The following is a 6,290-nucleotide window of genomic DNA, read 5'->3' as shown; positions in this document are numbered from 1 at the left end:
AGGAGGAGATCGACCCCATTCTCAGCATTACCACAAAAGCTGCCTGATCATGACCTCAGGCCATCTGGGAAATTACACCAGCTTGACGGACGTAACCCCGCTCCAGCGACGGCTCACGCGCCCACAGGTGCAAGGTATGATAGATGCGGGTATGGGACCGCTTGAGGCTCGTGCCTTCATCGACGGACTGGCTTTCGCCCAGGATGATCGAGGGCATGGGCGCGGGGCGCTGATTGGTGTCCAGCACATGCGTGGCAGGCACCAGCGCAGTCACTGCCTGGTTACTGACCAGACGGGCGCGGATGGCCTTTTGCACTTCCAGCTCGGGGGTCATTTCGCCTCCCGGATGGCTTTGCCGATGGCGCGCTTGATCCGGTTCAGCGCCCGCTTGCGGCCAAGGCGATAGCCCGGCCAGAAGAACGGCTGCGCTTCCTGCTTGCTCGTCCCGTATTCCTGCAGATGCGGATAGCGCACATCGCTGTTGCCCACGGTAATGGCTGCAGCGTTCTCGGGAACGATCAGCGCACCGCCCGGCTGCGAATAGGCAGGCGTCGCTGCACCAGCCAGTGTGACGGCCACGGAACCCTTGAGGTCGCCCGTATCCTCCGGGGCCAGATCCTCGATGATGTCTGCGATATCGTATGCGCCCTGCGACAAGGCGGGCTGAACAGCCGCGCGGGCGGCCTGCGGGATCGCCGCCATCCGGCGCTGGAACTTGGACAGACCGCCATCATCCGCCATCAGAAGCTCCAGTCCCGGTTGGCTTCGATGATCTCGGCCACGCCGAACGGCAGGGGCGCCCCACGCTCCATCACCGCCTCGCGGTTCTCATACCACCACGCGGTCAGCTGCAGGATCGCCTCACGCAGATCGGCGGGGACCAGATCGGGCGTCACGAACCGGTCGAGAATGCGAAAGCCCAGCATCCGCTCGATCAGGCTATGGGCCGCGTCCAGCTTGCCTTGGATCAGCATGTCATCCTGGGTCTGGTCGCCGGTCAGGGCCAGATGCGCCCTGATCTCGGTCAGCGTCACGATGTTCTCAATCGTCATGGCTCAGGCCTCGCTGTCGGTGATCTGGATCGTGGGAAGAATATCGGCCTGCAGGCGCATGACGCTGTTGGCGGTGTCGAACACCTCGCGCATTGCCGTCACCACTCCGAGCCAATAGCGGGCCGTCACCCCATCGGGAAACAGCAGCCTGAACCGGAAGTCGCTGACGGAATAATGCGCCTTCCACAGCAACAGCACGCCGGGGTCGGCAGGGTCATTGCCCAGCACAACCTGCATTGGCAGCCGCCGAATTGATCGCTTGGCCTGGAAGATCTCGCCGCCCTTATCGCCGTCGCCCAGGTGCGCGAAGTCGATTTCTGCCATCTCCCACTCCGAACCCAGAAGCCCGAAGGCCTCTGTCTCGGCAATCTCGACCCACTCGCCCGCTGACTGGACGCGCGGATCAGCAATGAACAGGCGCGTGCCAGCGGTCGTGAACAGCATCAGGCGCTCGCGGCGATCTTGACGATGTTGCTGTTGATCCAGAGCGAAGCGTTCAGCTTCATCACCGAATTGGCGGTGTCGTATTGCTCGGACGCGCTGCCCACCTGGGCCACGAACAGCCGCTCGGACGGGGTGCCGCCCACGGGGGCATCGGCCAGCACCACGCGGAAGGCGTAGTCGCCCTTGACGCGCTCCGCCGCGATCAGCGCGATCTGGCCGGGGTCGGACGGATCGAGGCCGCAGACAACGTCCATCGTCCCGGCGTTCTTGGTGCCCTTGAGGCGGCGCGTGCGGCCGGAATTGATGCCGTCAAACGTGACCTCGGCAGAGGTGTCACCGGCAGAGCCAAGGCCCTCGGTTTCATCGACCTCGACCCACAGGCTGCTTTGGCCTGCAAAGTCTGCCTCGACAAAGTCGCTGGATTTGGCCGGAAGGGGGCCGCCGATATAGAGGCGCGTGCCTGCAGTGGTGAAGATGGTCATTGGGGGGTGTTCCTATGCTGGCGGCGCTCCAGTCTCTGCTTCGCGCCGGAATGGCAGGGGGTGCACAGCGACTGCCACCGGGACTTGTCCCAGAAGATGGTCTGATCGCCACGATGGGGGGTCTTGTGATCGACCAGCGATGCGGGGGCACCGCAGGCCACGCAGTAGGGGTGCTGCCGCAGGAACGCCGCGCGGGCCTTGGCCCATTCGCGGTCATATCCCCGCTGGCTGCTGTTCGGCCTCGTCTTGTCGAACCGGGCCTTGCGGGCTGCCGCGCGCTGGATCTGGCAAGGGCATTGGGCACCGACAGGCACCAGCTTGCCGCAGGAACAGATCCGGGGCGCGCGCGCAGGCATCACGCAGCCGGTCGGGTCAGCGGCACGAACACCGCCGCAGCGCCAGCGATGATGCTGGTGCCGCCCGCCTTGGTCACCGACAGGCGCACATACCGCTTCCAGCCGCGATAGCCCAAGCGATAGGTCGCATCGGCTGCCAGGGTGGCGGGGGCATTGCTGTCGATCTGGGCCGGGGCCACGACGGTCCAGCCGCTGGTGCCGCTGTCGCTTTCCTGCAAGGTCAGGCCGAAGTCGCCCGAACCGGCAACCGCGCCCGTGTTGACCACGAAGGCCACTCCGCCCGCGCCGTTCAGATCGATGGCCGTGCCTTGGGCTGCCGACGCCTGGACGGCGGGGGCAAGGGCCGGGACAGCGGCGATGTTGGCATAGATGTCACGCATGGTCATGCTCCTCAGCTGGTCGCCATCTTGAGTTTGCGGAACCGGGCCGGTTGCAGCACCGCGCCACCGACGCGCCGGGTGGCGTGCAGGCGGGTGATGCGTTCGCGGGCGCGGGTGAACGGATCGACCAGAACCGACATGCTCATGCGGTCCACGATCCGGTAAGCCTGGAAGTCGCCATAGACGATGGGATGCTGGTTGGCGGCGATGTCCTCCAGGTCCACCATCTCGATCACCGGGCGGCCCAGGATCGTCTCGGGCTGGCCCGCCTGCAGCGACGTCTGCCAGATGTAGTTGCCCTGCCCGTCCTTGAGGGTGCGCAGAACGCCCAGGGTGGTGCCGTTCATGGCCCAGGCACCGCGCGACCGGTAAGCCTGCGGCAGCGCATACATCAGCCGGATCAGGGCGTCGGTGGACAGGTTGGACGCATGACCGTTGGCGATCTCGGGAATGGCCGTGTTGACCATGATGCCCTCGGGCTGCTTGACGCCCGAACCCCACAGGAACGCCTCGGCCTCTTTCTTGCCGAAGTCCTCGGCCAGGGCGGCGCGCACCTCGGTTTCCGCAATGGGCGCGTCCTGCAGCAGGCGGTTCGAGATATCCACGAAGGTTGCCAGCTCATGCACCTCGACCTCACGCTGGCCGAAGGTGATGGTGCTTTCGTCATGCGGCTCCATCTCACCGACCCATTGGGCATTGGTGATGTCGCCGCGCGTCGGGAAGATCACGCTGTCGGCCTGGGTGCCCCTGACACTCGCGTAGCTGCGCACCGGGCTGTATTCGATCAGATCGCGGATCACCTCGCTGGACAGCTCAGGCGGGGCCAGAAAGCCGCCCTGCGTGTCGCTGGACACGTTCAGGGCCTTGCGGTCGGCCTCGGGCAAGCTGTCGCCCTGGCGCAGATAGACCGCGAACGCCTTGCGCTCCTCCGTCGGCTCGTCCTTGGCGTCAGTCGTGCCCTGGTGCCGGTTGGCCTTGGCCTCCAGCTTGTCCAGGCGCGCGACCAGTGCCGACGTGTCGGCCTTCTGTTCGATGGCGGTCATCTTGGCTTCCAGCGCCGCGATGTCCGGGGTTTCGTTGTTTTCCGTCATGTCGTGTTCCTTTGCAGACGTGATGCGCGCGCCGGGGTGCGCAGGCACCGCCACCACGCTGATTTCCAGAAGATCGAGGGCTGTGATCGTCCGACCGCCCCCACGTCGCGGTGCCGCCTTGGTGGTGGCAAAGCCGATGGACAGACCCGACAGCGCGCGTTCGCGGATCATCGCCCGCACCTCGCGCGCACGGGGCAGATCCTCGATCAGAAGCCGCCCCTTCACCTGCAGCCCCTCGGGGGTTTCGGTGATCTCGTCCCACACGCCTACGGTTTCGCGTTGCTCGTGAAAGGCCAGCATCGGGATCGGTGGCAGTGCCTTGGTGAACGCGCCTTTCTCGATCAGATCGCCCACCCGGTCAGGGCTGCCGAAGGGCCATGCGATGCCCTCGATCACGCCCGCCTCGTCCACGGTGAATGTGGCTTTGACCTCGATCTTGCTCATTCGGGGTTCCCCCGGAACGCGGCGCGATCAGCGGCGAAGCTGTCCACCTGCGCCTGCACCCATGTCGCGGCGCGCAAAAGCCGCAGGACATTGGCGTGATTGAAGGGCACCGGTTCGCCGTCCTCGGTGATCGTCCACCCCAGGACGCAGCGGGCAAGGTTGTTCAGCCGGGCCTTGTCGCGGGCCTCAACGCTCACGCGCCCCTCCGCATCCATCGCCTCGGCCAGCTCGTCCGCGAACTGCAGGCGGGCGCGGCCCTGCGTGGCACTGTCGGGGCCTGCGATGCGCAGGGTGATACCGGTCGGCTTGCCAGTGACAGGATCGGCCAGTTCAAAGTCACGGCCCCGGTCCTGATCCTGTGCGTCGGCCAGAATGTCATTCAGCTGCATTGGTGCCCTCGGGGGTTGGCGCAGCCGGGGCCGCGCTGATGTTGGGGTTCAGGAACTGGTCGCCGCCCACACGCGGGGGCAGGCCCAGCCATGCTCTGCCCTCATTTGCGTTCAGGGTCTGGCTGGCGATCAGGGAATTGATGACGGTGGCACGGGTCGCCAGATCGGCGCGGGTCAGGTCGTCACGGTCGAACCGGATCACATACCGGCCCCGCTCGGCATCGCTGAACAGTGCCCGGCCAAGCGCGCCCTCCAAGCCCCGCAGCCACGGCTCCAGGGTGTAGGACAGGAACTCTCGGCCCTTCTGTTCGGAATTGCTCCAGGTGGCCCGGCTCAGATCGCCCACCATCGGGGCAGGGATGTTGAAGGCCCGCGCGATTTCCTCGATCTGGAACCTGCGATTTTCCAGGAATTGGCTGTCGGTGCTGCTGAACGACAAGGGCACGAAGGTCGCGCCGTCATAAAGGATGGCCGTCTGGCCGCCGCTATCCTCACTCTCATGCGTCGAACGCCATGCAGCCCGCGCCTTCTTCACCGCATCCTCGGCCATGCCCTTGGCGAACGACAGGACGCCCGAGGGACGCCCGCCGCGCGTGAACAGCCGCGCGGCATGGCGATCCATCGCGACAGCAATGCCGATGGCCTCGCGGGCAAGCGTCAGGGGGCAGCGGCCCAGAGGGGGCAGCAAGTGGATCACGTCCCGGGGCTGCACGTCGCGGCTGCCCATGTGATAGCGCCGTTCGCCGGTATCGGTGTCCAAGTCCCATGTCAGGATCGAGGGACGATAGCGGATGACCTCAACCGGCCTGCCATCGACCTTGTTCACCCACGCCATGCCGCCTGCGTCGGACATCAGGGCGTCGATCATGATCTGGCGGATCAGTTCAAAGCCGGTGGTCCAGTCATTGGCCTCAGCGCGCAGCAGGGTCAGGGCCGGATGATCGGGCGCGTCAATTTCCGCGCCGTCCACGATCTCCATCACCGACACGTCCAGGGACGCCACCGCTTCGGCAATCAGCTGGATCGCATTGGCGACAACCGGCACCCGAAGGGCCTCCATCGCGGAAACGGACAGGCCGCTGGCAGTCGGGGTGATGCCGAAAAGGGCCTCAAGAGCCGCGTCGGGTGATGCGGTCGAGGCCAGGGATTTGCGGGTGAAGGGCCAGAGTTTCATAGCCCCACGATACAGGGGCCAGAACCGTTCGATCAGATGCCAGAGGGTATCAAATCGTCAGTATTCGTTCGCGATTACAACGGCTTGGAACGCTGCCACTCTCGCAGCTCGTTCTGGAAAGCGCAATAGGTCGTTGTGCCCCTCGGCTGATAGATCGGTACTTCCGGGTGACGTGCCCACCGCCGCGCCGTGGCCTTGCTCACGCCCAGGAAGGCCGCGATGCTAGGCAACCCCCACAGCTTGCCCTTCACAGGCCTCTCCAGCAGCGCATCCAGCCGCCAGCGGTCCAGAGGCGGGGCATCGTCCAGCGGTCTGTCGGTCATCCGAAAATCTCCAATTCGGTCATATCTTGCGCGCGCCTCCCCGCGCCGGTCCCCGCCATAGGGGCAAAGTCGTCGCCCACCCCCCTCATTCGATGAACCGCGTCGGGCTGCGGCCATCATCCCGCTGCAGGGCCACGGCATAAAACTCCGCCCGC

The 6,290-nt window shown here is 65.6% G+C and carries 11 protein-coding genes; all 11 read right to left on the bottom strand.

What is annotated here, in order from left to right; genetic code table 11:
- Window positions 1-55: 55 nt before the first annotated feature.
- The 11 genes from ABS73_RS16650 to ABS73_RS16600 all read right to left on the bottom strand — a co-directional run bounded on the left by ABS73_RS16650 (window position 56) and on the right by ABS73_RS16600 (window position 6,135).
- Complete coding sequence (locus tag ABS73_RS16650; protein ID WP_277019435.1) at window positions 56-334, bottom strand: DUF3168 domain-containing protein; 279 nt, start codon at window positions 332-334, stop codon at window positions 56-58.
- Window positions 331-741 (bottom strand): HK97-gp10 family putative phage morphogenesis protein, encoded by a 411-nt coding sequence (locus ABS73_RS16645; RefSeq protein ID WP_277019437.1) that lies wholly within the window; start codon window positions 739-741, stop codon window positions 331-333. Before ABS73_RS16645 ends, ABS73_RS16650 begins: the two co-directional genes overlap by 4 nt.
- Complete coding sequence (locus tag ABS73_RS16640) at window positions 741-1,052, bottom strand: head-tail connector protein (RefSeq protein ID WP_277019438.1); 312 nt, start codon at window positions 1,050-1,052, stop codon at window positions 741-743. Before ABS73_RS16640 ends, ABS73_RS16645 begins: the two co-directional genes overlap by 1 nt.
- Window positions 1,053-1,055: 3 nt before the next feature.
- Window positions 1,056-1,496, bottom strand: coding sequence for a hypothetical protein (locus tag ABS73_RS16635; RefSeq protein ID WP_277019440.1), 441 nt, complete (start codon window positions 1,494-1,496; stop codon window positions 1,056-1,058).
- The gene (locus tag ABS73_RS16630) at window positions 1,496-1,978 is read right to left on the bottom strand and encodes a hypothetical protein (RefSeq protein WP_277019442.1); all 483 of its coding nucleotides are present in this window, start codon (window positions 1,976-1,978) and stop codon (window positions 1,496-1,498) included. The genes ABS73_RS16635 and ABS73_RS16630 overlap by 1 nt, the downstream gene beginning before the upstream one ends.
- Window positions 1,975-2,334, bottom strand: coding sequence for an HNH endonuclease (locus tag ABS73_RS16625; RefSeq protein WP_277019461.1), 360 nt, complete (start codon window positions 2,332-2,334; stop codon window positions 1,975-1,977). Before ABS73_RS16625 ends, ABS73_RS16630 begins: the two co-directional genes overlap by 4 nt.
- Window positions 2,334-2,714: a hypothetical protein gene (locus ABS73_RS16620; protein WP_277019444.1), complete on the bottom strand. Its 381-nt coding sequence runs from the start codon at window positions 2,712-2,714 to the stop codon at window positions 2,334-2,336. The genes ABS73_RS16625 and ABS73_RS16620 overlap by 1 nt, the downstream gene beginning before the upstream one ends.
- An 11-nt stretch (window positions 2,715-2,725) precedes the next feature.
- Window positions 2,726-4,249 carry a phage major capsid protein gene (locus ABS73_RS16615; protein WP_277019445.1) on the bottom strand — a complete coding sequence of 508 codons (1,524 nt, stop codon included), beginning with the start codon at window positions 4,247-4,249 and terminating at the stop codon, window positions 2,726-2,728.
- Complete coding sequence (locus tag ABS73_RS16610; protein ID WP_277019447.1) at window positions 4,246-4,638, bottom strand: hypothetical protein; 393 nt, start codon at window positions 4,636-4,638, stop codon at window positions 4,246-4,248. Before ABS73_RS16610 ends, ABS73_RS16615 begins: the two co-directional genes overlap by 4 nt.
- Window positions 4,625-5,812, bottom strand: coding sequence for a phage portal protein (locus ABS73_RS16605; protein WP_277019449.1), 1,188 nt, complete (start codon window positions 5,810-5,812; stop codon window positions 4,625-4,627). The genes ABS73_RS16610 and ABS73_RS16605 overlap by 14 nt, the downstream gene beginning before the upstream one ends.
- Window positions 5,813-5,886: 74 nt before the next feature.
- On the bottom strand, window positions 5,887-6,135 hold the full coding sequence (locus ABS73_RS16600; protein WP_277019451.1) for a DNA-binding protein: 249 nt from the start codon (window positions 6,133-6,135) through the stop codon (window positions 5,887-5,889).
- Window positions 6,136-6,290: the final 155 nt, after the last annotated feature.

The sequence above is a fragment of the Paracoccus sp. SCN 68-21 genome, from assembly GCF_001724535.1.
In the GTDB taxonomy this organism is placed as follows: Bacteria; Pseudomonadota; Alphaproteobacteria; order Rhodobacterales; family Rhodobacteraceae; genus Paracoccus; species Paracoccus hibiscisoli.
Note: the sequence above shows the minus strand (reverse complement) of the source record. Positions and strands in the feature narration are given on the sequence as shown.

Bases quoted from the DNA above. Each gene is read 5' to 3' on its own strand.
- ABS73_RS16640 (WP_277019438.1), bottom strand. From the start codon at position 1,052: ATGACGATTGAGAACATCGTGACGCTGACCGAGATCAGGGCGCATCTG.
- ABS73_RS16650 (WP_277019435.1), bottom strand. From the start codon at position 334: ATGACCCCCGAGCTGGAAGTGCAAAAGGCCATCCGCGCCCGTCTGGTC.
- ABS73_RS16635 (WP_277019440.1), bottom strand. From the start codon at position 1,496: ATGCTGTTCACGACCGCTGGCACGCGCCTGTTCATTGCTGATCCGCGC.
- ABS73_RS16625 (WP_277019461.1), bottom strand. From the start codon at position 2,334: ATGCCTGCGCGCGCGCCCCGGATCTGTTCCTGCGGCAAGCTGGTGCCT.
- ABS73_RS16630 (WP_277019442.1), bottom strand. From the start codon at position 1,978: ATGACCATCTTCACCACTGCAGGCACGCGCCTCTATATCGGCGGCCCC.
- ABS73_RS16610 (WP_277019447.1), bottom strand. From the start codon at position 4,638: ATGCAGCTGAATGACATTCTGGCCGACGCACAGGATCAGGACCGGGGC.
- ABS73_RS16615 (WP_277019445.1), bottom strand. From the start codon at position 4,249: ATGAGCAAGATCGAGGTCAAAGCCACATTCACCGTGGACGAGGCGGGC.
- ABS73_RS16620 (WP_277019444.1), bottom strand. From the start codon at position 2,714: ATGCGTGACATCTATGCCAACATCGCCGCTGTCCCGGCCCTTGCCCCC.
- ABS73_RS16600 (WP_277019451.1), bottom strand. From the start codon at position 6,135: ATGACCGACAGACCGCTGGACGATGCCCCGCCTCTGGACCGCTGGCGG.
- ABS73_RS16605 (WP_277019449.1), bottom strand. From the start codon at position 5,812: ATGAAACTCTGGCCCTTCACCCGCAAATCCCTGGCCTCGACCGCATCA.
- ABS73_RS16645 (WP_277019437.1), bottom strand. From the start codon at position 741: ATGGCGGATGATGGCGGTCTGTCCAAGTTCCAGCGCCGGATGGCGGCG.